The organism is Agromyces sp. NPDC058110 (assembly GCF_042884735.1).
GTDB lineage: Bacteria > Actinomycetota > Actinomycetes > Actinomycetales > Microbacteriaceae > Agromyces.
The window spans coordinates 450,047-472,504 of sequence record NZ_JBHVTI010000003.1 but is presented as its reverse complement, the minus strand read 5'-3'; the positions used below and the strand labels follow the sequence as shown (position 1 = coordinate 472,504).

The window sequence follows — 22,458 nt, the reverse complement described above, 5'->3', positions numbered from 1 at the left end:
GGGTGCCCGACTCCCCCTTCGCGCTCTTCGATCTCACGCCTGACGGCGATCTGCGTGAGACCGACGATCTGCACGGCTCGATCTCGCCGCCGCCGAAGCTGCCGCACGAGACGAGGGTCGTTGCCGACTCGAGCGACCGGGTCGCCTGGCTCAGGGCCCGATCACAGGGCGTGACCGCGACCGACGCCGCGAAGCTCGCGACCCATACCTCGGTGAAGTCCGCCGCCTGGGAGAAGCTCCACGGCGCACCGCGGAGCTTCGGCGGCAGCCGGTACACCGATCACGGGCGCGAGCGCGAGCCCGTCATCGCCGAGTGGGCGGCCCGCACGCACGGCATGAGCCACTCGTCGCTGCTGTACCACGCGGCATCCGATCGCCGGCATCTTGCGACGCCCGACGGCCTGCGGGTGCACGACGGCGTGCTGGAGCTCTGCGAGATCAAGACCACCTCGAAGCCGTGGCGGCAGGTGCCGCGCAGCTACCTGCGACAGGTGTGGTGGCAGCAGTACGTGCTCGGCGCCGACCGCACGCTCATCGTGTGGGAGCAGCACGACGACTTCGTGCCGGTCGCCGCCGAACCCCAGTGCCGGTGGATCGAACGCGACGACGACCAGATCGCGATCCTCGTGCAGCTGGCGGGCGAACTGCTCGAGGCGATCCGGCCGACGCAGCAGCAGGCCCAGGAGGCGCGCGCGTACTACCGGCCGAGCGTGCTCGCATGACGGTCGGGCTCGCATGACGGTCGTGCTCCTGCACGGGCTCGGCGCCGATCGCCGTCAGCCCCTCACGCTGCTCGAACCCATGGTGCACGAGGTGCTCGGCGACGACGAGCTCGTGATCGCGCCCGACGTGCGGGCCCACGGCGGTTTCCTCGAGGTCGGCCACGCCGACGACTTCGCGATCGGCCGGCTCGCGGCCGAGGTCGCCGCCGCCGTGCGCCGCGACCTCGCCGAGGCCGTCGCCGAGCGAGCCGCCGTCGGAGGCGGGGGCGTCGAAGCCGGGGGCGTCGACCTCGACGGGCCGCTCACCGTCATGGGCATCTCGATGGGCGCCGCGATCGCCCTGCGCATCGCCCTCGACGGACTGCTGCCCGTCGAACGCGCGGTGTTCATCCGCCCGTCGTTCGACGACCGCCCGGTGCCCGAGAACCTCCGCGCCTTCCCCGTCATCGGGCAGGTGCTCGCCGACGCGGGCGCGTCGGGCGCGGCCGAGTTCCAGGAGCGCGAGGTGTACCAGCGGGTCGCCGAGATCTCGCCCGCCGGAGCGCGCGGCCTGCTCGCCCAGTTCACGGCCCCCGATGCCGCCCGCCGGGCCATGCGACTCGTCGAGATCCCGCGCAACCGGGCGTTCCGCGACGACGCCGAGCTGGCCGAGCTCGAGCAGCGCGGCATCCGCTCGCTCGTGGTCGGCGCCCTGCGCGACCCCGTGCACCCGCTGCCCACCGCCGAGCGCTGGGCGGCCGGCGTCGCCGGGCCCCTGCTCGTGCTGCCCGCGCGCGACGACGGACCGGCCGCGCAGTCGCACGTGCTCACCGAACAGGTGGGCCGCTGGCTGCGCGACTTCTGACGCGTCTGGCCCCTGCCCGGCGCCCGGGCGGCTGCCCGCCGTCCCGCCTGCCCTGCCGCACGGCGGCCGTCCGCCCGCCGCCCTCCCGGCGCCCGTCCGTCGCCGAGTCGTCGGAAGATCGGGGCGACACGCCGTCGCCGCGCGGCGTGTCGCCGAAACTCTCCGACGACTCGGCGCGGGCCGCGCGAGGATGGTCGCATGACCGACACGATGCGCGCCCTGGTGATCGACCGCACGGGCGAGGCCGACGAACTGCACCTCGCCGACGTGCCGCGCCCCACGCGCATCAGCGACGAGGTGGTCGTGCGGGTCGTGGCCGCGGGCGTCAACCCGATCGACGCCAAGACGCGCGCGGGCCGCGGCACGTCTGCCGCGATCGCCGGGTTCCCGTTCGTGCTCGGCAACGACTTCGCGGGTGTCGTCGAGCAGGTGCCCTATGCGTCGCATCCGCTGCACGTCGGCGATCGGGTCTACGGCGCCGCACGCCCGCCGCGCACGCCGGGCAGCTTCGCCGAGTTCGTCACCGTGTCGTCGATGAGCGTGGCCCCGATGCCCGCGTCGCTCGGCTTCGTCGAGGCGGCGGCGCTGCCCATCGCGGCGCTCACCGCATGGGGCGCGATCGTCGACGTGGCGCGCGTGCACGACGGGCAGCGCGTGCTCGTTCATGCCGGCGCGGGCGGCGTCGGCCACCTCGCGGTGCAGCTCGCCGCGTACTTCGGCGCCCACGTGACCGCGACCTGCGGCCCCGACAACGTCGAGTTCGTGCGGAGCCTGGGCGCCGAGCGCGTCATCGACTACCGCGCCGAGCGCTTCGAGCGGGTCGCCGGCGAGCAGGACGTCGTCATCGACCTGATCGGCAACGTGAAGGACGACACCGGCACGCGTTCGCTCGACGTGCTCCGTCGCGGCGGGCTCGTCGTCAACGTGCCGACCGGGTCGTGGCCGACCATGGCCGATGAGGCGGCCGCCCGCGGCATCCGCGCGACCGGGTACTCGTGCTCCCCCGACGCCCGCACGCTCGCGGTGCTCACCCGCCTCGTCGACGACGGCGCCCTGCGCGTGCACGTCGACCGCGAGCTCCCGCTCGACGCCGGCGCCGAAGCCCACCGGCTCATCGAGGCCGGGCACGTGCGCGGCAAGGTCGTGCTGCGGGTCGCTCCCGACCCCGAGTAGGCCCGCGATTCGAGCGAGCGGATGCCGCGGCATCCGTCGTCTGCATGATGGGACCGACCGACGACGCAGCGCCTGTCGGTGGCCGGCCGTAGCCTCGCAGTGTGGCCACCCTCGACGACCTCCGCCGCACCTCCGCCGCCCTGCCCGGCAGCGAGGAGCGCGCGACGACGGGTGGTGCGGCGTGGTTCGTGCGCAACAAGCTCTACGCGTGGGAGTGCCATCCGTGGCCGAGCATCCCCGACGACGTGCGCGCGATCGTCGCGGCCGAGCTCGTGGTGGGCGTGAAGGTCGCCGATCCGGTCGACGCCATGGCGCTCAAGCAGATGGCGCCCGACGTGTTCCTGCGCACGACGACCCCGTGGGGCGAACCCAAGATCTCGTTCCGCATGGCGGGCATCGAGCTCGACCACCTCGCCGAGCTCGTGACCGAGGCGTGGCGCGTGCAGGCGCCCAAGTACCTGCGGCGCGAGTTCGACGAGCGCTAGCATCACCGCATGCCCGATCGATTCGCCTCCGTCGACGAGTTCCTCGCCGCCCAGGCGCCCGAACGTCGCGAGGAGGTCGAGGCGCTGCGGGCGCTCGTGCGCGAAGCCGGGCCCGCCCTCGTCGAGATCGTGAAGTGGAACTCGCCCAGCTACACGCTCGACGGCGTCGATCGGCTCACGGTCAACGCCGCGGGCAGGGGTCCGGTTCGGCTCGTGCTCCACCTCGGCACCGAGCGCGCCGAGTCGAAGGGCACGGCACCGACGTTCGCGGGCGACCCCGACGCGCTGCTCACCTGGCACTCCGACATCCGGGCCAGCCTCGCGCTGCCTCCTGCCGGTGAGCGCTCCGACCGAAGCGACGCGATCGTCGCCGTCATCCGGGCGTGGCTGGCCGAAGACTAGCCAGACCGCGCCTCGAGCAGCGCGGTTCCGAGCTCGCTGCGCAGGTAGAGCACGCTGCGGCCGTAGCGGGTGCTGACGAGCAGGCCGGCGTCGCGCAGCACGCGCAGGTGCTGGTTCACGGCCGAGGCGGTGACGCCGAAGCGCACGCCGAGCTCGGTCGAGGAGGCGGGGTCTCCGAGGGCGGCGAGCAGGCTCGCGCGGGCCTCGCCCAGCACGGCCGCGACCGCTGCGGGGTTGGCGACGGGCTCGGCCTCCCAGAGTGCGCCCTGGCCGCGCGCCGAGTAGAGGATCATCGGCGGGCCGTCGCCGACCGGCGCCGAGGCGCGGCGCGTGAACATCGTGGGCATGAGGGTGAGGCCGTTGCCGTCGATGGCGAGCGTGCGGTCCTTCGGGTCGGCGAGGCGCACCGAGACCACGCCGTGTTCGTAGGCGATGCGCGGCGAGAGGCCGTTCAGCATGCTCGCGACGCCGGCCTGCGCGATCTGGCGGCCGCGGTAGACGACGTCGGCCTCGAGCACGGCGCGCATGCGGGGCCAGTACGGTTCGAAGCAGGTCTCCCAGAGCTGTCGCAGTGCACGGACGATGCGGCGCAACGCCTGGCTCGTCGACCCGGCGAACACCTCGGGAACGTGTCCGTGCACCGCGATGAGGTCGCTGCGGAACACGTCGGGCGGCGTCGCGGCGAGCACCCGGAACTCGTCTTCGAGGCGCGTGAGCGGCGACGCCGGCCGGGGGTTCAGGAAGTCGGGCGTCCACATGCGCTCGTCGATGAGGGCGCCGAGCACCGCCATGTCGAGCCGCTCGCGGGCCTCCTCGGTGCGACGCAGCCAGCCGAGCTGCAACGGGAACCGGGCGGGCTCGCGGATGGCCCGCAACGACAGGCCGAGCTCGCACAGCGGCGAGAGGGCGAAGCGCACGGCGCCGACGTCGTCCTCGTTCAGCACGTAGCGCAACATGAAGCACAACGCTACATCGATTTCGACCGCCCGATGCGCTCGCCAGTATCGAACCCGTGAGCCCTACCTCCAGCCCCGACACCTCGTCACTGCCCGTCATCGAACCCGATCTCGAGGCCGCCGCCACGAGCATCGACGAAGCGGATGCCGCGGCGCAGGCGTCGTCGGCATCGCAGACGGGTGCCGCGAACGCGGGGGGCGCCTCGGCCGCGGCGAAGCCGGGACTCGTGGCCCGCCTCGTGGCATCCGTCTCCGACCCGGTGCTGCGGATCCTGGTGACCGCCACCCTCATCAGCCGGGTCGGGCGGGGCATCTTCCTCACGATCACGGTGCTGTACTTCACGCTCGTCGTGGGGCTGCCGGCGCACGAGATCGCGATCGTGCTCGGCGCATCGAGCGCGGCGGGCATCGTCGCCTCGCTTGCGGGCGGCTGGCTCGCCGACCGCATGAGCGCCCGCAGGGTGCTGCTCGTGCTCACCACGCTCGAGGGCATCGGGCTGCTCTGCTACGCCGTCGCGGGCGACTTCGTGTCGGCGCTCGTCGTCGCGGTGCTGGTCGGCGCCTTCGGCCAGGGCGCCAACACCACGCGCATGGCGATCCTCGCGCGGGCGTTCGCGCCCGAGCAGCGGGTGCACGCGAGGGCGGTGCTGCGCACGGTCACGAACCTGTCGATCGCCGTCGGCTCGGGGCTCGGCGCACTCGCCCTCGCGATCGGCACGCCCGAGGCCTACCGGATCCTGCTCGTCGCCGCCGGCGGCCTCTACCTGCTCGCGCTCGTGCGACTCGTGAAGCTGCCCGCGAGCGTCGACGCGGTTCCGCCGGCTCCGCCGATCACGGGAGCGGTCGAGGCGATCGACCCGGTCACGACCGCTCCGGTCGGCGCTGCGGTCGACGGCAGCATCGACGACGACGAGCTCGAAGGGGCGGATGCCGCGGACGGCCGCACGTCCCACGATGCCGCGCCCGCGGCATCCGCCCGCCCGGCCCGACCGGCGAAGCGGCGCAGCCGGTTCGCGCACTCGCCGTGGCGCGACCCCCGCTACCTGGCGCTCACGGCGCTCAGCGCGATCTTCGGCATGCAGTTCGGCGTGGCCGAGATCGGCGTGCCGCTCTGGATCGCCCACGAGACCGACGCGTCGACGGTGCTGGTGTCGGCCGTGCTCATCCTCAACACGGTCATCGTGGTGCTGTTCCAGGTGCCGCTCTCGCGCGGAACGCACGACCTGCGCCGCGCCGGGCGCGTGTCGGCGATCGCCGCGTGGCTCATGGCCGGCACCTGTCTGATCTACGCGGCCGCAGCGGGCCTGCCGGTGTGGTTCTCGGTCGTGTTCATCGTGCTGGCCTCGATCACGCACGCCTTCGCCGAGGTGCTCTCGCAGGCCGGCGGCTGGGGCCTGAGCTTCGAGCTCGCCGACCCCGTGCAGGCGGGCACCTACCAGGGCGTCTACTCGATGGGCTACTCGATCGGCGCGACGCTCGCACCGGCCGTCGTGACCGCGACGGCGCTCAGCATGGGCCTGGCGGGGTGGGCGATCCTCGCCGTGATCTTCCTCGCATCGGGGCTCGGCACGTGGGCGATCGCGCGAACCGCGGCGAGCCGAGCGGATGCCGCGGCGACCCGCCGGGCTGCCGGTGCCGTCGGGGGTGTCGGGTAGGGTCGGGCGCATGCCCGCCGCGCCGACGATCGTCTGGTTCCGCGACGACCTGCGCGTCGGTGACCACCCGGCGCTCGCGGCCGCGGCCGAGCGGGGCGCGCCCGTCGTGTGCGTGTTCGTGCTCGACGAGGAGTCGCCCGGCATCCGCCCGCTCGGCGGGGCCGCCCGTTGGTGGCTGCACGGCTCGCTCGAGGCGCTGCGCGCCGATCTCGAGGCGCTCGGCGCCCAGCTCGTGCTACGGCGTGGGCCGGCAGGCCGCGTCATCCGATCGCTCGTCGATGAGAGCGGCGCCGACGCCGTCTTCTGGAACCGGCGCTACGGCGGCCCCGAGCGCGATGTCGACACCGACCTGAAGTCGACGCTCGTCGACCGAGGGCTCGAGGTGAGGAGCCTCGCCGCGAACCTGCTCTTCGAGCCGTGGACGATCCGTACCGGGCAGGGCACGCCGTACTCGGTGTTCACCCCGTTCTGGCGCGCCTGCCTCTCGGCGCCCGAGCCGCGGCATCCGCTCGCCGTGCCCGAGTCGCTCGATGCGCACGTGACGGATGTCGCGAGCGACGACCTCGAGGCATGGCAGCTGCTGCCGACCCGCCCCGACTGGGCCGAAGGTCTCCGCGAGACGTGGGTTCCCGGCTCGGCCGCGGCGCACGAACGCCTCGAGGAGTTCCTCGACGAGCACCTCGCCGACTACGACGCCGCACGCGACCGCCCGGCCGAGGTCGACGCGACCTCGCGCCTCTCGCCGCACCTGAGGTTCGGCGAGATCAGTCCGTTCGAGGTGTGGCACGCGGTGCGCGAGCGGCGGGCGGGCGGTCGAGACGCGGAGGCGACGAGCCGTTCCCGGTTCCTCGCCGAGCTCGGCTGGCGCGAGTTCGCCTGGCACGTGCTGTTCCATGCGCCCGACCTCGCGACGCGCAACTGGCGCGCGGAGTTCGACGCCTTCCCATGGCCGCGGCTTCACCCGACCGCGCTTCGGGCCTGGGAGCAGGGCCGCACCGGCGTTCCCCTCGTCGACGCCGGCATGCGCGAACTGTGGCGCACGGGGACGATGCACAACCGTGTGCGCATGGTCACGGCATCGTTCCTCACGAAGAACCTGCTCATCGACTGGCGCCGCGGCGAACAATGGTTCTGGGACACCCTCGTCGATGCCGATGCCGCATCGAACCCGTTCAACTGGCAATGGGTCGCCGGGTCGGGGGCCGATGCCGCGCCCTACTTCCGCGTGTTCAACCCGCTGCTGCAGGCGAAGAAGTTCGACCCGCGCGGCGAGTACGTCGGGCGCTGGGTGCCCGAGGCCGACACCGACGACTACCCCGAGCCGATCGTCGATCTCGGCGAGTCCCGGGCGGCCGCCCTCGCGGGGTACCAAGCGGTGAAGGCTGCCATGGGAGAGGCTCGTGCCGCGACGTCGTCCTGAGATCCGGCTCGTGGCGCCCGAGGAGCTCGACCTCCTCGAGCAGATCGAGAACGATGCCGACGAGCTGTTCATCGAGCGGTTCCGGCCCACGTCGTGGCGCCCCGCGCCCGACGCTGCGACACGAACGGCGCAGCCCGGGTTCATCCTGGTCGCCGTCGACGACGCGGCCGACGACGCCGTCGGTGGCGCGGCCGGTGGCGTGGCCGACGGCGCGGGTGACGGCGCGGCCGACGCAGCGGGTGCCGGATCGACCGTCGTCGGCTTCGCCCACGTGCTCGAGCACGACGGCTGCGCGCACCTCGAGCAGCTCTCGGTCTCGCCGGCGCATGCACGCCGCGGGCACGGCCGCCGGCTCGTCGAAGCGGCGATCGCCCGTGCGGCGGCCCTCGGCTACCCGGAGATCTCGCTGCGCACCTACGCCGACATCCCGTGGAACGGGCCGTTCTACCGCAGCTGCGGATTCGTCGAGTCGGAGCCCGCCACGGCGTGGCACCGCGAGCTGGCAGCGCACGACCTCGGCCTCCCCGGCGCGACTGCGACCGGCATCACGAGCCGGCGCATCCAGATGACGGCCCGCTGCTGAACGACGGGCCGCGATCGAACCTCAGGAACCGTCGACGCCTGCACGGGCCGATCGCACGAGCACCCAGTCATCCTCGTAGCGATCGCCGAGCTTGAAGTGCTTGCGGCCGGTCTTCACGAAGCCGTGCTTCTCGTAGAACCGGATCGCGCGGGCGTTCTCCTCGTTCACTCCCAGCCAGATCGACGCCACCCCGGTCGCGAGCGCGGCCTCGATCGTGGCCTCCATGAGGGGCCCGGCCACCGAACCGGAGCCGTGCGCGGCCTTGCGGGTGTAGCACTTGCTGAGCTCGACCGTCGGGCGGTCGGTCACGACGGCGGCGACGTCGGTGTCGCTCGGGTCGCCCGCGATGAGCATCGTGTAGCCGACCAGCGTTCCGCCGGGGTCTTCGGCGACCACCAGCACCCGGTCGGCATCCGCCAGGTACTCCTCGAACCTCGCCGCGGTGAAGTTCGACGCGATGAACTCGGCGATCGCCTCGGCGGTGGTCGAGGGCGGGCAGGCGAGCGGGAACGTGTCGGCCGCGAGCTCGGCGAGCGCCGCGGCATCCGTCGGTCTGGCCTGGCGAATCGTGGTTCGGGTCACGACTCGCCATTCTCGCAGGCCGACGGATGCCGCCGCGCGCCGGTGACGCCCCGCGGCGCCGCAGTGCGTCCGGCACGCCGAGAGGGCCGCGCCGACCGTCGCACCTTCCGGGATCGCCGGATGCGGTCGACGCGGCCCTTCGGGAACCGCGGCGGTGGAGGGCCGCCCGGCCCCCCGAGACGGGGATACCGGGCGACCCGCCGGATCAGAGGAACCGGGCGTAGGCCCCCACCGTGAGGAACGTCGGGAACTCGGGCTCGAGCGCCACGGTGCGGAACACCGAGATCGCGTCGTCGAACCGGTCGCCGTCGAACCGCGGCAGCGCCGCGACGGCCTCGGCCATGAGGCGCACGATCGACGTCTGGTCGATGCGCGTGCCCTCGGCGGAGACGGTGTTGTTGTCGAGCCACTGCCAGATCTGCGAGCGCGAGATCTCGGCCGTCGCGGCATCCTCCATCAGGTTGTCGATGGCCGCCGCCCCGGTGCCGCGCAGCCACGACTCGATGTAGCGGATCGCGATCGAGATGTTGTCGCGTACGCCGGCCTCGGTGACCTCGCCGCTGATCGACGGGATGTCGAGCAGTTGGGCGGCGGTGACCTCGACGTCGTCGCGGAGGCGCTCGACCTGGTTCGGCCGGTCGCCGAGCACGGCGTCGAACTCGGCGCGAGCCGTCGGGATCAGGTCGGGGTGCGCGACCCACGTGCCGTCGAAGCCGTCGCCGGCCTCGCGGCGCTTGTCGGCCGACACCGCGGCGAGCGCGCGCTCGGTGACCTCGGGGTCGCGGCGGTTCGGGATGAACGCGCTCATGCCGCCGATGGCATGTGCACCGCGCTTGTGGCACGTCTGCACGAGCAGCTCGGTGTACGCCCGCATGAACGGCACCGTCATCGTGATCTGCCTGCGGTCGGGGAAGACCCAGCGACGACCCCGCGAACGGAACGTCTTCACGATCGAGAAGATGTAGTCCCAGCGGCCCGCGTTGAGGCCGGCGCAGTGGTCGCGCAGCTCGTAGAGGATCTCGTCCATCTGGAACGCGGCCTGGATCGTCTCGATGAGCACGGTCGCGCGGATCGTGCCCCGCGGGATGCCGAGCGCCTGCTGCGCGAAGACGAAGATGTCGTTCCAGAGCTTCGCCTCGCGGTGCGACTCGAGCTTCGGCAGGTAGAAGTACGGGCCCCGGCCGGCGGCGATGAGCGCCTGCGCGTTGTGGAAGAAGTACAGGCCGAAGTCGACGAGCGAGCCAGAGGCGTGCATGGCCCGCCCAGCCCGGTCGTGGAACGTCAGGTGCTTCTCGACGAGGTGCCAGCCACGCGGCCGCATCACGATCGTCGGGGTCTCCGACGCCGTGACCCGGTACTCCTTGCCCTCGGGGCTCGTGTACGCGAGGTCGCCGCGCAGGAAGTCGAAGAGCGTGACCTGGCCGCCGATGACGTTCTCCCAGGTGGGGCTCGTGGCGTCCTCCTGGTCGGCGAGCCAGACCTTCGCGCCCGAGTTCAGCGCGTTGATGGCCATCTTGCGGTCGGTCGGGCCGGTGATCTCGACGCGACGGTCCTCGAGGCCGGGGCCCGGGCCCGCGACGCGCCAGGAGGCGTCATCGCGGATCCACTCGGTCTCGGGCAGGAACTTCGGGTCGCGGCCGTTCGCGGCATCGACCCGGGTCTGCAGGCGCTCGGCGAGCAGCTCGTGGCGGGTGCCGGCGAAGCGGTCGTGCAGTGCGGCGAGGAACGCGAGCGCCTCCGGCGTGAGGATCTCGTCGGCACGGTCGACGGATGCCGCGCGCTCCGCGCCCGTCGTCGCCAGCTCGATGCGGGGCTCGACGGTCTGGAAGCTGCCGGTCGCGGGCTTCGGCTCGGGGAGGCGGGCGGACGGGGCATCCGTTCGATCGCGCTCGAGGGTCATGGTGGGCGTGGTGTTCATGATGGTCTCCTTCGAATGTTCGAAGAGGTCAGTGGGCGAACTGTTCTTCCTCGGTCGATCCGACGAGGGCGAGGGTCGCGCTGTTGGGGTTCAGCGCCGTGGCGATCTGGTCGAAGTAGCCGGTGCCGACCTCGCGCTGGTGGCGCGTGGCGGTGTATCCGGATGCCTCCGAGGCGAATTCCGCCTCCTGGAGCTCGACGTAGGCCGACATGTGACGCTCGTTGTAGTCCTTGGCGAGCGTGAACATGCCGTGGTTCAGGGAGTGGAAGCCGGCGAGGGTGATGAACTGGAACGCGTAGCCCATCGACGCGAGCTCGCGCTGGAACTTCGCGATCTGGTCGTCGTCGAGGTGGCGCTTCCAGTTGAAGCTCGGCGAGCAGTTGTAGCTCAGGCGCTTGCCGGGGAACTTCGCGTGCACGGCCTCGGCGAAGCGACGCGCGAGGTCGAGGTCGGGCTCGGCCGACTCGACCCAGAGCAGGTCGGCGTACTCGGCGTAGGCGAGGCCTCGGGCGATGACCGGCTCGATGCCGTTCTGCACGTTGTAGAAGCCCTCGGCGGTGCGCTCGCCCGTGACGAAGGGCTTGTCGCGCTCGTCGTGGTCGCTCGTGAGGAGGGTCGCGGCGAGTGCGTCGGTGCGGGCGATGATGATCGACGGCACACCGGCGACATCCGCCGCCAGACGGGCCGCGTTGATCGTGCGGATGTGCTGCGAGGTCGGGATCAGCACCTTGCCGCCCATGTGGCCGCACTTCTTCTCGCTCGCGAGCTGGTCCTCCCAGTGCACGCCGGCCGCGCCAGCCTCGATCATCTGGTGCATGAGCTCGTAGGCGTTCAGCGGGCCGCCGAAGCCGGCCTCGGCGTCGGCGACGATGGGGGCCATCCAGTCGCGGTCGTCGGTGCCCTGCTCGATCTGGCCGGCGCGCAGCAGCGCGTTGTTGATGCGGCGCACGACCGCCGGAACCGAGTTCGCGGGGTACAGCGACTGGTCGGGGTAGGTCTGGCCGCTGAGGTTGGCGTCGGCGGCGACCTGCCAGCCCGAGAGGTAGATGGCCTTGAGGCCCGCGCGCACCTGCTGCACGGCCTGGTTGCCGGTCAGGGCGCCGAGCGCGGCCGACCACTCCGGGTTCTCCATGCGCTCGAACGCGGTGCCCGTGTTCTGCTGGATGTCGTCCCACAGGCGCTCGGCGCCGCGCTTGGCGAGCGTGCGCTCCTCGCGCACCGGGCCGCGGAGGGCGATGACGTCTTCGGCGGTGTAGTCGCGCTTGACGCCCTCCCAGCGGGGGTTGGCGTCCCACTCGAGCTGGAGCTCTGCTGCGGTCTGGGTCTGGTCGCCGGGGCGGTTGGTGCTCATCGTCGTGCTCCTTCGGTGCGGTCCGACCCGCAGGCGTGCGGCGGCCGGAGATCTGTGGCAGAGGCCTCCTGGCGGATGTCTCCTGCGACCCTTCCGGCGTCTGCTCGACGCCGTCCGGGGTGGCTGTGCATCCACTCTGCGGCCGCCCGCAGCACCCCAACCGACGATTCGGGGGGTGAACTTCCGCGGTATTTCTGCGCCGCGGAATCTTCTGGATCGCGCGCGCTTGGGTCCCGCCATCTGGCAGGCCTCTGCCTCGAGATGACACGAGTCGCCGGCGCTGAGCGCGGTGCGGCGACCAGAGGTGTCATCTCGGTGTTCGGCCAGGCCCGCGCCACCCACGATCCACGAGCGCACGACGAGTGCGCGCCACGACTTCGGCACGCGGCATCCGTTTCGTAACCCGGATCACCCACCATCCGTCGTCGATGAGATCGTTGAGCCTCCCGACATCCGTCGCCCACTGGTCGACGTCGAAGAGGTGCTGCTCGCCCTCGTACTCGACCAGCACCTTGCACGCTCGGAACACCAGGTCGCCGCGAGTGCGACGGCCCGAACGCAGCACGATCATGCCGTTCGGCTCGGGCTCGGGCAGTCCTGCACGGGTGAGCGCGAGACGCGTGAACGTCTCGCGAGGCGAGTACACGTTCGCCCGCATCGCCAGCCGCGCCTCAGCGAGGCGACGCGCACCCCGCCTCGACCCGTGGCGCGAGATCGCCTCGTCGATCGCGTGCTCGCCTGCGAGCGGCGCCGGGAGGCCGAGCAGGCGATCGCCGGCCGCGATGAGGTCGTCGAGGCCCACGTGCACCGCGAGCGAGCACCAGGTGTCGGCCGGAGACGTCAGCAGGGCGCTGCGCACGCCCGCGACGCCGACCAGGATCGGCCTCGCCGAACTGCGGCCCGCGATCACCCCGCGCCGCCGCGGCGCCCGCGTGCCGTCGAGCACGACCACGTGGAGTCGTGGATCGCGTTCGAGCGCGAACGGCAACGGCAGGCCGAGGAGCCCGGCTGCGGTCGGACCGGTGAAGGCATGGGCATCGGTCATGACCACCGCGAGCGCCGAACATCGCTCGCGCAGATCGCGGAGGTGCCGCGCATCGACCCGGACACCACGATGGGGCGACGCCAATGTGACGGAGCGGAGCCGGCGGGGCGTCACCCCCGCGGCGATCGCGTCGGAGGTGGCGAACGGCACGCCTTCGAATCGGCGTGGAAGCGGCGTCGGTCGGGTCACCAGCGAATCGTCGCGGTGCCTCAGCGCTGCGACCGCAGACCAGCGCTCGCGAGCCGACGGCCCTCGCGCGTCCGCAGTGTGGAGGACGAGCCGTCACCCGTCGAGATGACAGCTTTCGTCGCGCTCAAGCCCCCGGATGCGACGAGAAGCGGCATCTCGATGGAGACAAGTCACTCCTCGAGTGGCGATACCTTGCAGTGCGAGGTATATTGCTGATCCAGATACCTTGAGCTGCAAGGTACAAGACGAGACGGGTGCACCATGCGCATCGGCAAAGACCTCGTCGCGGCGGCCGCGACCCCGGTCGTGCTCGGCATCCTCGCCGAGGGCGAGTCGTACGGCTACGCGATCCTCCAGCGCATCACCGCGCTCTCGGGCGGCGAGCTCGAGTGGAGCGACGGCATGCTCTACCCGCTGCTGCACCGGCTCGAACGGGTCGGGCACGTGCAGTCCGAGTGGCGGCAGTCCGGCACGGGCCGGCCGCGCAAGCACTACCGACTCACCGAGCAGGGGTCGGGCGCGCTCGCGGAGCACCGCAGCCAGTGGGCCCTGATGGCCGACGTGCTGAGCAAGGTCTGGCCCGACGACGGCGGCCCCCGCATGCGCCTCGCCCTCGGGGCGGTCTGAGCATGGCCGAGCAGACCTCCGGCGTGCCGGTCGGCCTCGATGCGCTCGTCGCCTCCTGGAGGGGGTGGATGTCGCGGCACGACGCCGTGACGACGGCCGACCTCGACGAGCTCGAGAGCCACCTGCTCGATTCCGTCGACCACTTCGTCGACGCCGGACTCACGCCCGACGAGGCGTTCCTCGTCGCGGTCAAGCGCCTCGGCGCGACCGACCGCCTCTCTCGCGAGTACGCCCGCGAGCACTCCGAGCGGCTGTGGAAGCAGCTCGTGCTCGACGACACGTCGGCCCCGGCATCCGCACTCGCTGGAGCATCGGATGCCGCGGGCGGCCGCGCGCCGTTCTGGAGGCGCGCGAACGGGCTCGCCGTCGCGCTCGCGCTCGGCGTGGGCGCCGGGGCCGCCGTCAAGGTCGCGGGGCTCCTCGGCGCCGACCCCGTCTTCTTCCTCAGGAACCTCTCGGTGCTGGTGCTCCCGTTCCTCGCCGCGTGGTTCGTCTGGCGGCATCGCCCGCCGCGCGGGCCGGTGCTGGCGGTGGTCGGCGCCTTCGCGGTCGTGGCGGTACTGCTCAACGTCTACCTCTGGGGCGACCCGGGCGACACGATGGTGTTCGGCGTCCCGCCGACCGACACCGAGCTCATCGCCTCGATCGCCGCGGCCGTCGGGTTGTGGCTGGTCACCGGGCTGGCGTACGTGGGGCGGGGGTGGCGCAACAGCTCCGGGCGCATGGACTTCGTGCGCTTCAGCGGCGAGTGGCTCGTGTACTACGTGCTCATCGCGCTCGTCGGCGGGGCGCTGTCGGCGCTCACGATCGGCGTCTTCAGCACGATCGGCGTCGATGTCGCATGGTTCTTCAACGACTGGGTGCTGCCGTGCGCCGTTCCCGGGGCCGTGCTCGTCGCCGCGTGGTTGGTCGATGCGAAGCAGCGCGTCATCGAGAACATCGCACCCGTGCTCACGAAGGTCTTCACCCCGCTCTTCACGATCATGCTCATCGCCCTCGTCGTGGCCGCGGTCGTGCAGTGGAACATCGTCGATGCCGAGCGGGAGCTGCTCATCGCCTTCGACCTGGTGCTCGTCGTCGTGCTCGGGCTGCTCGTGTACTCGTACTCGTCGCGCGACCCGTTGCAGCGCCCCGGCTGGTTCGAGCGCATCCAGCTCGTGATGCTCGTCGCGGCCCTGCTGGTCGACCTGTTCGTGCTCGTCGCGATGGTCGGGCGCACGGGCGAGTTCGGCTTCAGTCCGAACAAGACGGCCTCGCTCGGGCTCAACCTGATCCTGCTGGTGAACCTCGCCTGGGCGGCCTGGCTGCAACTCGGGTTCCTCCGCGGTCGCGAGCCGTTCGACCGCCTCGAGCGCTGGCAGACGGGGTACCTGCCCGTCTACCTCGCCTGGTCGGCCGTGCTCGTGGTGGTGTTCCCGCCCGTCTTCGCGTTCGCCTGACCCGCGCCTGACCCGCGCCCGGCGTGGCCCGACCGACCGACCGGACGGACTGTCGGGCCCCGGCATCGCCTCACGATGGTCTGTCTCGTTCCCGGCGGTCGCCTTGCACTGCACGTCCGACAGGCATTGAATGGCCGGACGCGACGCAGCGACCCGAGACCGGAGGCCCATTGGTGAGCACGACGACGACCGCGGCCGGCCAGGCCGAGACCCCGAGCACGGGCGCGGCCACTGCGCCCCGCGACGAGCACGCCGGCGCCGTCGTGCTCGAGGGCGTCACGAAGCACTACGGCGACGCCCGCGCGGTCGACGACCTGTCGCTGACCATCGAGCCCGGCGAGTTCATCTCGCTGCTCGGGCCGTCGGGCTGCGGCAAGACGACGACGCTGCGCATGATCGCCGGCTTCGAGCATCCCGATGCCGGCGACATCCGCGTGTCCGGGCGCTCGGTGCTCGACCTGCCCCGTATCGCCGCGACGTGAACACCGTCTTCCAGGCGTACGCGCTGTTCCCGCACATGTCGGTGGCCGAGAACGTGGCCTACGGCCTGCAGCAGAAGCGCACGCCCAAGTCCGAGATCCGCCAGCGCGTGATCGACGCGCTCGACCTCGCGCAGATGCGCGGCTTCGCCGACCGCAAGCCCACCCAGCTCTCGGGCGGCCAGCAGCAGCGCGTCGCGCTCGCCCGCGCACTCGTGAACCGCCCCTCGGTGCTGCTGCTCGACGAACCGCTCGGCGCCCTCGACCGCCAGCTCCGCGAGGAGATGCAGCTCGAGCTGAAGCTCCTGCAGTCCCGCCTCGGCATCACGTTCGTCTTCGTCACGCACGATCAGGGCGAGGCGCTGTCGATGAGCGACCGCATCGCGATCATGCGCAGCGGCCGCATCGAGCAGCTCGCCGACGCCGACACGGTGTACGCACGACCGGCCTCGGCCTACGTCGCGGCGTTCGTCGGCCAGCAGAACTTCTTCCGCGGCACCGTCGTCGACGGCGGCTCCGCGGTCGACGCACCGCACGCCCGGGTGCGCGCGGCGTCGGCCACCCTGCAGGAGGGCACCACGGGCCAGGCCGCCGTGCGCCCCGAGTTCGTGTCGATCGCCGCAGACGACCCGGCCGCGGCATCCGATGCCGTGAACACCGCACGCGGCACCCTGATCGGCGTCTCGCACCAGGGCGAGACGATGCAGTACCTCGTGCAGCTCGGCGACGACCAGAGCCTCATCGCCCGCCGCCCGTCTCCCGAGGCGCCCCAGCTCGTCGTCGGCGACGCCGTCGTGTGCTCGTGGCGCGCCGAGAGCGTGCAGCTGTTCCCCTCCGACGACGCGGCGAGCGCCGGCGGCTACGTCGCCCCGCCCACGGCCTGAACCCGATCAGGAGCACCCCGATGGCTTCCGAACCCGACATCCGCATCCTCGCGCCCACCGGCGCGGCCAAGACGATCCGGCGCGAGCTCACGCGCCGCCGCTTCCTGAGCTTCGCCGCCGCGACGGCCGGCTCGGCCGGCGTGACCGCCGCCCTGGCCGGGTGCGCGCCGCGCAGCGCCGCCTCGACGACCCAGGCGTCGGGCGGCCCGCTCGAAGACCGCCTGTCGATCTACACGTGGGGCGACTACGACGCGCCGAACGTGCTCGACCAGTTCGCCGACGAGCTCGGCCCGAAGGTCTCGCTCAGCGCTTTCAACTCCAACGAGGAGATGGTCGCGAAGCTCGTGGGCGCGCGAGGCACGAGCGGCTACGACATCGTCGTGCCCACCGGCACGTTCATCGCACAGATGGCCGAGCACGGGCTGCTGTCGAAGCTCAACCGCGACCTGATTCCGAACATCCGGTACGTCGACCCCGCGTTCCTCGGTCGCGCGTGGGATCCCGACAACGAGTACTCGATCTGCAAGGCGTGGGGCACGACCGGGTTCGTCTACGACGTGACGCTCATCGACCGGGAGCTCAAGGACTGGAACGACTTCATCGACGCGGCGCAGAACGAGGCGAGCGGCAGGACGTCGGTGCTCGACGACCCCGCCGAGCTCACGGGCCTCTACTTCTGGGCCAACGGCATCCCGTGGAACACGACCGACGAGCAGGACCTCGACGCGGCCGAGAAGTTCCTCGTCGAGGAGCTCGCACCGCACATCTCGGCGTTCGACCCATACCCCGGCGGCGGCGCCATCCCCCAGGCGACGCAGATGCTCATGCAGTCCTACAACGGGGACGCGCGACTGGGCATCCTCGAGAGCCCCGATCCCGACCGCTGGAAGTTCGTGCTCGGCTCCCCCGCGACCGAGCTCTGGATGGACAACTGGGCGATCCCCGCCGGCGCACCCCACCCCGAGGCGGCGCACGCGTTCATCAACTACGTGCTCGAACCGCAGAACTCGCTCGACGAGCTCGACTACATCGGCTACCACACGGGTGCGAAGGACGCCGAGCAGGCGGCCGCCGACGCCGGGCTGCCGATGCTCGACCTCGTCTTCTTCACGCCGGAGCAGCTGGCGACGATGCACGAGGGCGAGCTCACCGAGGCGCAGGAGCGCATCGTGCAGATCTGGAACAGGATGAAGGCGGCCGCTGGTGCGTAGACGATCCCCGGGGTTCCTCCTCGCTCTGCCCGCGTGGGCATGGCTGACGATCTTCTTCATCGCGCCCGTCGCGATGGTCGTGTGGTTCAGCTTCGGCTACAAGCCGAGCATCTTCGCGACGCAGGCCACCGACCGGCTCTCGTTCGACCGCTACGCCGAGGTGCTCGACCCCACGTTCTTCGCGACCTTCCAGAACACCCTCTGGGTCGGCATCGTCGGCACCGCGCTGTGCTTCGTCATCGGACTCCCGGTCGCGTACTGGATGGCCGTGAAGGCTCCGCCGTCGAAGCGCGGCCTCCTCGTCGCGCTCGTGATGGTGCCCTTCTGGACGAACTTCCTCGTGCGCACGATCGGCTGGCAGGTCATCCTCTCGCCCGACGGTTGGCTGTCGTCGGCGCTGCAGGCGGTGGGGTTCGAGCCCCTGGCGATCCTGAACACGCGCGGGGCCGTGCTGCTCGGCGTGGTCTACAACTACCTGCCGCTCATGATCCTGCCGCTCTTCGTGGCGTTCGACCGGGTGAACGGCCCGCTGCGCGAGGCCTCGAAGGACCTGGGCGCCGGCAAGTGGACGACCTTCTTCCGCATCACCTTGCCGCTCGCCCGACCCGGCATCATCGCGGGCGTGCTGCTCGTGTACATCCCGCTGATGGGCGACTACATCACGGCGACCGTGCTGGGCGGCGCGAAGGGCAACATGGTCGGCCAGCTCGTGGCCAGCCAGTTCCAGACCGCGCAGAACTGGGCCCTGGGGTCGGCTATGGCGGTCGTGCTCATCTTCGTGATCCTGCTGAGCGCCGCGATCGGAGTGGGCATCGTCTGGCTCGTGACGCTGCCGTTCCGCGCCCGCAACCGCCTGGTCATCGGGGCCGACGCCACGGCCGGGCCGGGCCAGTCCGCCGCGCCCGCGGCATCCGCCCCCGTTCGCAAGGAAGAGGTCGTCGCATGACCGATCAGCTGACCCGCCGCCAGCGCAAGTCGTGGTCGGATGTCGCGTTCGGCGTGTGGGGCGTGCTCGTGCTCGTCTTCCTCTTCGCGCCGATCCTCGTGATCATCGTGTCGTCGTTCAACGTGGGGCGCCTGCTCGTCTCGTGGGACCACTTCGGGTTCGACTCGTTCCTCGCGCTGCTGGCGAAGCCGGCGATCCGCGACGCCGTGTGGATGTCGGTGCAGACGGGCTTCATCGCGGCCCTCGTCGCCACCGCGCTCGGCACCCTCGCGGGCATCGCGATGGCGCGGCATCCGGGCAAGTGGGTGTGGTGGTTCCTCGGGCTGCTGCTGCTCGTGTCGGTGACGCCCGAGATCGTCGACGCGGTCGCACTGCTGCCGTGGATGGTGTTCCTCGGTCAGGACCTCGGCATGTCGATCTTCAACGACGGCATCGTGCGCCTCGTCATCGGCCACTCGCTCTTCTCGGTGGCGGTCGTGTCGTACCTGGTGCGCGCGCGCCTCGTGGGCCAGGAGGCCAACCTCGAGGAGGCGTCGGGCGACCTCTACGCGACGCCGTCGCGCACGTTCCGCAAGGTCACGCTGCCGCTCGCCATGCCGGCCGTGCTCGCCGGCTTCCTGCTGTCGTTCACGCTCAGCCTCGACAACACGGTCATAGCCGCGTTCGTGTCGGTCTCCGGCTCGACGCCGTGGCCGGTCTACGTGCTGAGCGCGCTGCGCAGCGGCCTCCGCCCCGAGATCGCGGCGGTGTCGACGATCATGCTCGTGCTCACGCTCATCGCGCTCGGACTCGTGGCGTACGTGCTGCGGCGCGCGGGCGATTCGGCCGCCGACATCGCGCGAACCATGGGCGGCGGCTGAGCCGACGGCAGCAGGCGGCTCCCACCGGAGTCGCCTCGCCCGACCGTCTGACCGCCAAGTCACCTCGACGATTCGCAGATCCCGGATGCCGCGGCCGCACCCTGCTGCGACCGCGAAAGGAGCCCTCATGACCCACGCCGACCTCGTCTTCTCCGGCGGCCCCGTGTTCACCGCGACCACGCAGCGCACGCGCGCGACGGCCGTCGCGGTGACCGGCGGGCGCATCGTCGCCGTCGGCCACGACGAGGTGCTGGAGCTCATCGGCCCCGACACCGAGCACGTCGACCTCGCGGGCCGCATGCTGGTGCCGGGGTTCCAGGACGCGCACGTGCACCCGGTGTGGGGCGGCCTCGACCTCATGCGCTGCAACCTCGCCGAACTCGCCACGCGCGAGGAGTACCTCGACGCGCTCCGCGCCTACGCGGAGGCGAACCCCGACGCGGAGTGGGTGCTCGGCGGCGGCTGGTCGATGTCGGCCTTCCCCGGCGGCACGCCGACCGCCGCCGACCTCGACACCGTGGTGCCCGACCGCCCGGCGTTCCTGCCGAACCGCGACGGGCACGGCGCCTGGGTCAACTCGGCCGCCCTGCGCCTGGCCGGCATCGACCGCCACACTCCCGATCCGAGCGACGGCCGCATCGAACGCGATGCCTCCGGCGAGCCCTCCGGCACCCTGCACGAGGGCGCCATGGGCCTGGTCAACACGATGCTGCCGCGCACCACCGACGACGAGCTCATGCAGGCGCTGCTGCTCGGGCAGGAGTACCTGCACTCGTACGGCATCACCGCATGGCAGGACGCGATCGTCGGCAGCTACGGCGACGCGGGCGACCCCGGCCCCGCCTACGTCGCGGCGGCGGAGGCCGGCAAGCTGACCGGCCGCGTGGTCGGCGCGATCTGGTGGGACCGCCTGCGCGGCGTCGAGCAGATCCCCGACCTCGTCGCCAAGCGCGAGGCCTACCGCGGCGGGCGCTTCGCGGCGACGAGCATCAAGGTCATGCAGGACGGCGTGGCCGAGAACTTCACCGCCTCGATGCTCGAGCCGTACTGCGACGGCCACGGACACTTCACCGACAATTCGGGCATCTCGTTCGTCGAGCCCGACGTGCTCGTGCGGGCTGCCGCCGAACTCGACGCGCTCGGGTTCCAGCTGCACTTCCACGCCATCGGCGACCGGGCCGTGCGCGAGTGCCTCGACGCCGTCGAGCACGCGATCTCCGCCAACGGCCGCAGCGACCACCGGCACCACATCGCCCACATCCAGGTCGTGCACCCCGAGGACATCCCGCGGTTCCGCGACCTCGACGTCGTCGCGAACATGCAGTCGCTCTGGGCGGCGCTCGAACCGCAGATGGTCGACCTGACGCTGCCGTTCCTCGGCTCGCCGCGCGACGCCTGGCAGTACCCGTTCGGCGACCTGCAGCGGTCGGGCGCCGTGCTCGCGGCGGGCAGCGACTGGTCGGTTTCGACGCCGAACCCGATGGCGGCGATCCACGTCGCGGTGAACCGCGTCTCGGCGCCCGGCTACGAGGAGGGAGCGTACGACGCGTTCCTGCCCGAGCAGTCGATCGACCTCGCGACCTCGCTCACCGCGTACACCGCCGGCTCGGCCTACGTGAACCACCTCGACGACGTCACCGGCACGATCGAGGTGGGCAAGTACGCCGACCTCGTCGTGCTCGACCGCGATCCGTTCGCCGGTCCGTCGTCGGAGATCGGGGCGACGCGCGTGCTGCAGACCTTCGTCGAGGGCGAACGCGTCTACGCGGCATCCGGCGCCTGATCGGGCGACCGCCTGGCGTGGTCAGGGCTCGGGTTCCGCGGTCGACTCCGCCGGCGCGAGCCGCTCCTGCAGGAACGCGATGACGCGCGCCCGCTCGTGGAACGCCTCGTTCGGCGGGTCCTCGCGCACGCCGCCCGTGAGCACGGAGTGCGCGCCCCGAGGAGTTCCGTCGCGGGCGTCGCGGCCCGACGGGATGCGGACGACCCGCACCTCTCGGCCGAGATGCGCTTCGAGCGTCGCCATCCTGGCGTCGCCCGAGGTGCGGTCGCGGCTGAACCGGAGCCCGATCACGCAGGGCTGCTCGCCCGTGCGCGACGCGGCGTACCGCTCGAGCTCCGCCGCCGGAACGCCGATGCTCCTCGCGCGCGACGGCGCGATCGGGAACGGCGCCGCGGGCTGGCTCACGACGGTTGCCGCGATGTCGTCGGTCGTCACCGCGGTCGCGATCGCGAAGCCGCCGCTGAAGCACATGCCGATGATGCCGACACCCCGACCCGCTGTGCGGCCGGCGAGATCGGCGGCGACGAGCCGGAGGAAGTCGGTGACCGGCCCGCGCAGGTCTTTCGACAATGCCCGGAACTCCTTCAGCACGCAGAGCCGGGCGAGGGCCCCGGCCTGGTTCAGCGGGTTCGGCCTCCTGCCGGGCACGCCGAACAGCGACGGCATGACGACCGTGAAGCCGGCTTCGACGAGCAGTTCGCCGAGCTCGAGCGTGCTCGGCATGATGCCCGGGATCTCGGGCAGCAGGATCACCCCCGGACCGTCACCGCGCTCGAGGCATTCGTAGGCGAGGGTGCCGTCGGAGACCGTCGTTCGCTGCCATCGGCTGAGGCGGTGCTCGATGTCGGACTCGGTCACGGCGCCCTCCGCTCGGTCGTGGTGTCGCAAGCCTAGGGGCGGCTCG

The 22,458-nt window shown here is 71.8% G+C and carries 22 protein-coding genes; 16 read left to right on the top strand and 6 right to left on the bottom strand.

Features of this window, described 5'->3' with window-relative positions:
- Positions 1-2: 2 nt before the first annotated feature.
- From ACFVS8_RS09720 to ACFVS8_RS09700, 5 genes are all read left to right on the top strand, one after another.
- A complete protein-coding gene (locus ACFVS8_RS09720; protein ID WP_387060881.1) occupies positions 3-722 on the top strand; it encodes a YqaJ viral recombinase family protein in 720 nt (239 codons plus the stop codon).
- Between the two features lie 13 nt (positions 723-735).
- Positions 736-1,566, top strand: a complete 831-nt coding sequence (locus tag ACFVS8_RS09715; RefSeq protein WP_387060878.1) for an alpha/beta fold hydrolase — start codon at positions 736-738, stop codon at positions 1,564-1,566.
- A 198-nt stretch (positions 1,567-1,764) separates the two neighbouring features.
- Complete coding sequence (locus ACFVS8_RS09710) at positions 1,765-2,739, top strand: NADP-dependent oxidoreductase (protein ID WP_387060876.1); 975 nt, start codon at positions 1,765-1,767, stop codon at positions 2,737-2,739.
- 101 nt (positions 2,740-2,840) lie between these two features.
- The gene (locus ACFVS8_RS09705; RefSeq protein WP_387060873.1) at positions 2,841-3,224 is read left to right on the top strand and encodes an MmcQ/YjbR family DNA-binding protein; all 384 of its coding nucleotides are present in this window, start codon (positions 2,841-2,843) and stop codon (positions 3,222-3,224) included.
- A gap of 9 nt (positions 3,225-3,233) precedes the next feature.
- Positions 3,234-3,626, top strand: a complete 393-nt coding sequence (locus ACFVS8_RS09700) for a DUF1801 domain-containing protein (protein ID WP_387060870.1) — start codon at positions 3,234-3,236, stop codon at positions 3,624-3,626.
- On the opposite strand, the gene ACFVS8_RS09695 is transcribed toward ACFVS8_RS09700, so the two are convergent.
- Positions 3,623-4,582, bottom strand: coding sequence for a helix-turn-helix domain-containing protein (locus ACFVS8_RS09695; protein WP_387060868.1), 960 nt, complete (start codon positions 4,580-4,582; stop codon positions 3,623-3,625). The genes ACFVS8_RS09700 and ACFVS8_RS09695 overlap by 4 nt on opposite strands.
- Positions 4,583-4,638: 56 nt before the next feature.
- On the opposite strand from ACFVS8_RS09695, the gene ACFVS8_RS09690 reads away from it, so the two are divergent.
- The 3 genes from ACFVS8_RS09690 to ACFVS8_RS09680 are packed head-to-tail and all read left to right on the top strand — an operon-like array spanning position 4,639 to position 8,240.
- Positions 4,639-6,237, top strand: coding sequence for an MFS transporter (locus tag ACFVS8_RS09690; protein WP_387060865.1), 1,599 nt, complete (start codon positions 4,639-4,641; stop codon positions 6,235-6,237).
- 10 nt (positions 6,238-6,247) lie between these two features.
- Entirely contained in the window at positions 6,248-7,657 is a 1,410-nt protein-coding gene (locus ACFVS8_RS09685) for a cryptochrome/photolyase family protein (protein WP_387060862.1), read from the top strand.
- Positions 7,638-8,240: a GNAT family N-acetyltransferase gene (locus tag ACFVS8_RS09680; protein WP_387060860.1), complete on the top strand. Its 603-nt coding sequence runs from the start codon at positions 7,638-7,640 to the stop codon at positions 8,238-8,240. Before ACFVS8_RS09685 ends, ACFVS8_RS09680 begins: the two co-directional genes overlap by 20 nt.
- A 21-nt stretch (positions 8,241-8,261) precedes the next feature.
- Here ACFVS8_RS09680 and ACFVS8_RS09675 read toward each other — a convergent pair whose 3' ends face one another.
- From ACFVS8_RS09675 to ACFVS8_RS09660, 4 genes are all read right to left on the bottom strand, one after another.
- Positions 8,262-8,822: a GNAT family N-acetyltransferase gene (locus ACFVS8_RS09675; RefSeq protein ID WP_387060858.1), complete on the bottom strand. Its 561-nt coding sequence runs from the start codon at positions 8,820-8,822 to the stop codon at positions 8,262-8,264.
- A gap of 205 nt (positions 8,823-9,027) precedes the next feature.
- Positions 9,028-10,740, bottom strand: coding sequence for a malate synthase A (gene aceB / locus ACFVS8_RS09670; RefSeq protein WP_387060855.1), 1,713 nt, complete (start codon positions 10,738-10,740; stop codon positions 9,028-9,030).
- A 28-nt stretch (positions 10,741-10,768) separates the two neighbouring features.
- Complete coding sequence (gene aceA / locus ACFVS8_RS09665) at positions 10,769-12,091, bottom strand: isocitrate lyase (RefSeq protein WP_387060853.1); 1,323 nt, start codon at positions 12,089-12,091, stop codon at positions 10,769-10,771.
- Between the two features lie 307 nt (positions 12,092-12,398).
- On the bottom strand, positions 12,399-13,136 hold the full coding sequence (locus ACFVS8_RS09660) for a hypothetical protein (protein ID WP_387060851.1): 738 nt from the start codon (positions 13,134-13,136) through the stop codon (positions 12,399-12,401).
- A 450-nt stretch (positions 13,137-13,586) separates the two neighbouring features.
- On the opposite strand from ACFVS8_RS09660, the gene ACFVS8_RS09655 reads away from it, so the two are divergent.
- From ACFVS8_RS09655 to ACFVS8_RS09620, 8 genes are all read left to right on the top strand, one after another.
- Complete coding sequence (locus ACFVS8_RS09655; protein ID WP_387060849.1) at positions 13,587-13,952, top strand: PadR family transcriptional regulator; 366 nt, start codon at positions 13,587-13,589, stop codon at positions 13,950-13,952.
- A gap of 2 nt (positions 13,953-13,954) precedes the next feature.
- A complete protein-coding gene (locus ACFVS8_RS09650) occupies positions 13,955-15,391 on the top strand; it encodes a permease prefix domain 1-containing protein (protein WP_387060847.1) in 1,437 nt (478 codons plus the stop codon).
- A gap of 173 nt (positions 15,392-15,564) precedes the next feature.
- On the top strand, positions 15,565-15,873 hold the full coding sequence (locus ACFVS8_RS09645) for an ATP-binding cassette domain-containing protein (RefSeq protein ID WP_387060844.1): 309 nt from the start codon (positions 15,565-15,567) through the stop codon (positions 15,871-15,873).
- Positions 15,870-16,754, top strand: coding sequence for an ABC transporter ATP-binding protein (locus ACFVS8_RS09640; RefSeq protein WP_387060841.1), 885 nt, complete (start codon positions 15,870-15,872; stop codon positions 16,752-16,754). The genes ACFVS8_RS09645 and ACFVS8_RS09640 overlap by 4 nt, the downstream gene beginning before the upstream one ends.
- 20 nt (positions 16,755-16,774) lie before the next feature.
- On the top strand, positions 16,775-17,965 hold the full coding sequence (locus tag ACFVS8_RS09635; RefSeq protein WP_387060838.1) for an extracellular solute-binding protein: 1,191 nt from the start codon (positions 16,775-16,777) through the stop codon (positions 17,963-17,965).
- Positions 17,958-18,911: an ABC transporter permease gene (locus ACFVS8_RS09630; RefSeq protein ID WP_387060835.1), complete on the top strand. Its 954-nt coding sequence runs from the start codon at positions 17,958-17,960 to the stop codon at positions 18,909-18,911. Before ACFVS8_RS09635 ends, ACFVS8_RS09630 begins: the two co-directional genes overlap by 8 nt.
- Positions 18,908-19,771 carry an ABC transporter permease gene (locus ACFVS8_RS09625; protein ID WP_387060832.1) on the top strand — a complete coding sequence of 288 codons (864 nt, stop codon included), beginning with the start codon at positions 18,908-18,910 and terminating at the stop codon, positions 19,769-19,771. Before ACFVS8_RS09630 ends, ACFVS8_RS09625 begins: the two co-directional genes overlap by 4 nt.
- Positions 19,772-19,898: 127 nt before the next feature.
- A complete protein-coding gene (locus ACFVS8_RS09620; RefSeq protein ID WP_387060829.1) occupies positions 19,899-21,554 on the top strand; it encodes an amidohydrolase in 1,656 nt (551 codons plus the stop codon).
- 21 nt (positions 21,555-21,575) lie between these two features.
- Here the strand turns inward: ACFVS8_RS09620 and ACFVS8_RS09615 are convergent, their stop codons facing one another.
- The gene (locus ACFVS8_RS09615; RefSeq protein WP_387060827.1) at positions 21,576-22,412 is read right to left on the bottom strand and encodes a dienelactone hydrolase family protein; all 837 of its coding nucleotides are present in this window, start codon (positions 22,410-22,412) and stop codon (positions 21,576-21,578) included.
- Positions 22,413-22,458: the final 46 nt, after the last annotated feature.

Bases quoted from the DNA above. Each gene is read 5' to 3' on its own strand.
- ACFVS8_RS09715 (WP_387060878.1), top strand. From the start codon at position 736: ATGACGGTCGTGCTCCTGCACGGGCTCGGCGCCGATCGCCGTCAGCCC.
- ACFVS8_RS09710 (WP_387060876.1), top strand. From the start codon at position 1,765: ATGACCGACACGATGCGCGCCCTGGTGATCGACCGCACGGGCGAGGCC.
- ACFVS8_RS09700 (WP_387060870.1), top strand. From the start codon at position 3,234: ATGCCCGATCGATTCGCCTCCGTCGACGAGTTCCTCGCCGCCCAGGCG.
- ACFVS8_RS09695 (WP_387060868.1), bottom strand. From the start codon at position 4,582: ATGTTGCGCTACGTGCTGAACGAGGACGACGTCGGCGCCGTGCGCTTC.
- ACFVS8_RS09685 (WP_387060862.1), top strand. From the start codon at position 6,248: ATGCCCGCCGCGCCGACGATCGTCTGGTTCCGCGACGACCTGCGCGTC.
- aceB (WP_387060855.1), bottom strand. From the start codon at position 10,740: ATGAACACCACGCCCACCATGACCCTCGAGCGCGATCGAACGGATGCC.
- aceA (WP_387060853.1), bottom strand. From the start codon at position 12,091: ATGAGCACCAACCGCCCCGGCGACCAGACCCAGACCGCAGCAGAGCTC.
- ACFVS8_RS09660 (WP_387060851.1), bottom strand. From the start codon at position 13,136: ATGACCGATGCCCATGCCTTCACCGGTCCGACCGCAGCCGGGCTCCTC.
- ACFVS8_RS09655 (WP_387060849.1), top strand. From the start codon at position 13,587: ATGCGCATCGGCAAAGACCTCGTCGCGGCGGCCGCGACCCCGGTCGTG.
- ACFVS8_RS09650 (WP_387060847.1), top strand. From the start codon at position 13,955: ATGGCCGAGCAGACCTCCGGCGTGCCGGTCGGCCTCGATGCGCTCGTC.
- ACFVS8_RS09635 (WP_387060838.1), top strand. From the start codon at position 16,775: ATGGCTTCCGAACCCGACATCCGCATCCTCGCGCCCACCGGCGCGGCC.
- ACFVS8_RS09625 (WP_387060832.1), top strand. From the start codon at position 18,908: ATGACCGATCAGCTGACCCGCCGCCAGCGCAAGTCGTGGTCGGATGTC.
- ACFVS8_RS09620 (WP_387060829.1), top strand. From the start codon at position 19,899: ATGACCCACGCCGACCTCGTCTTCTCCGGCGGCCCCGTGTTCACCGCG.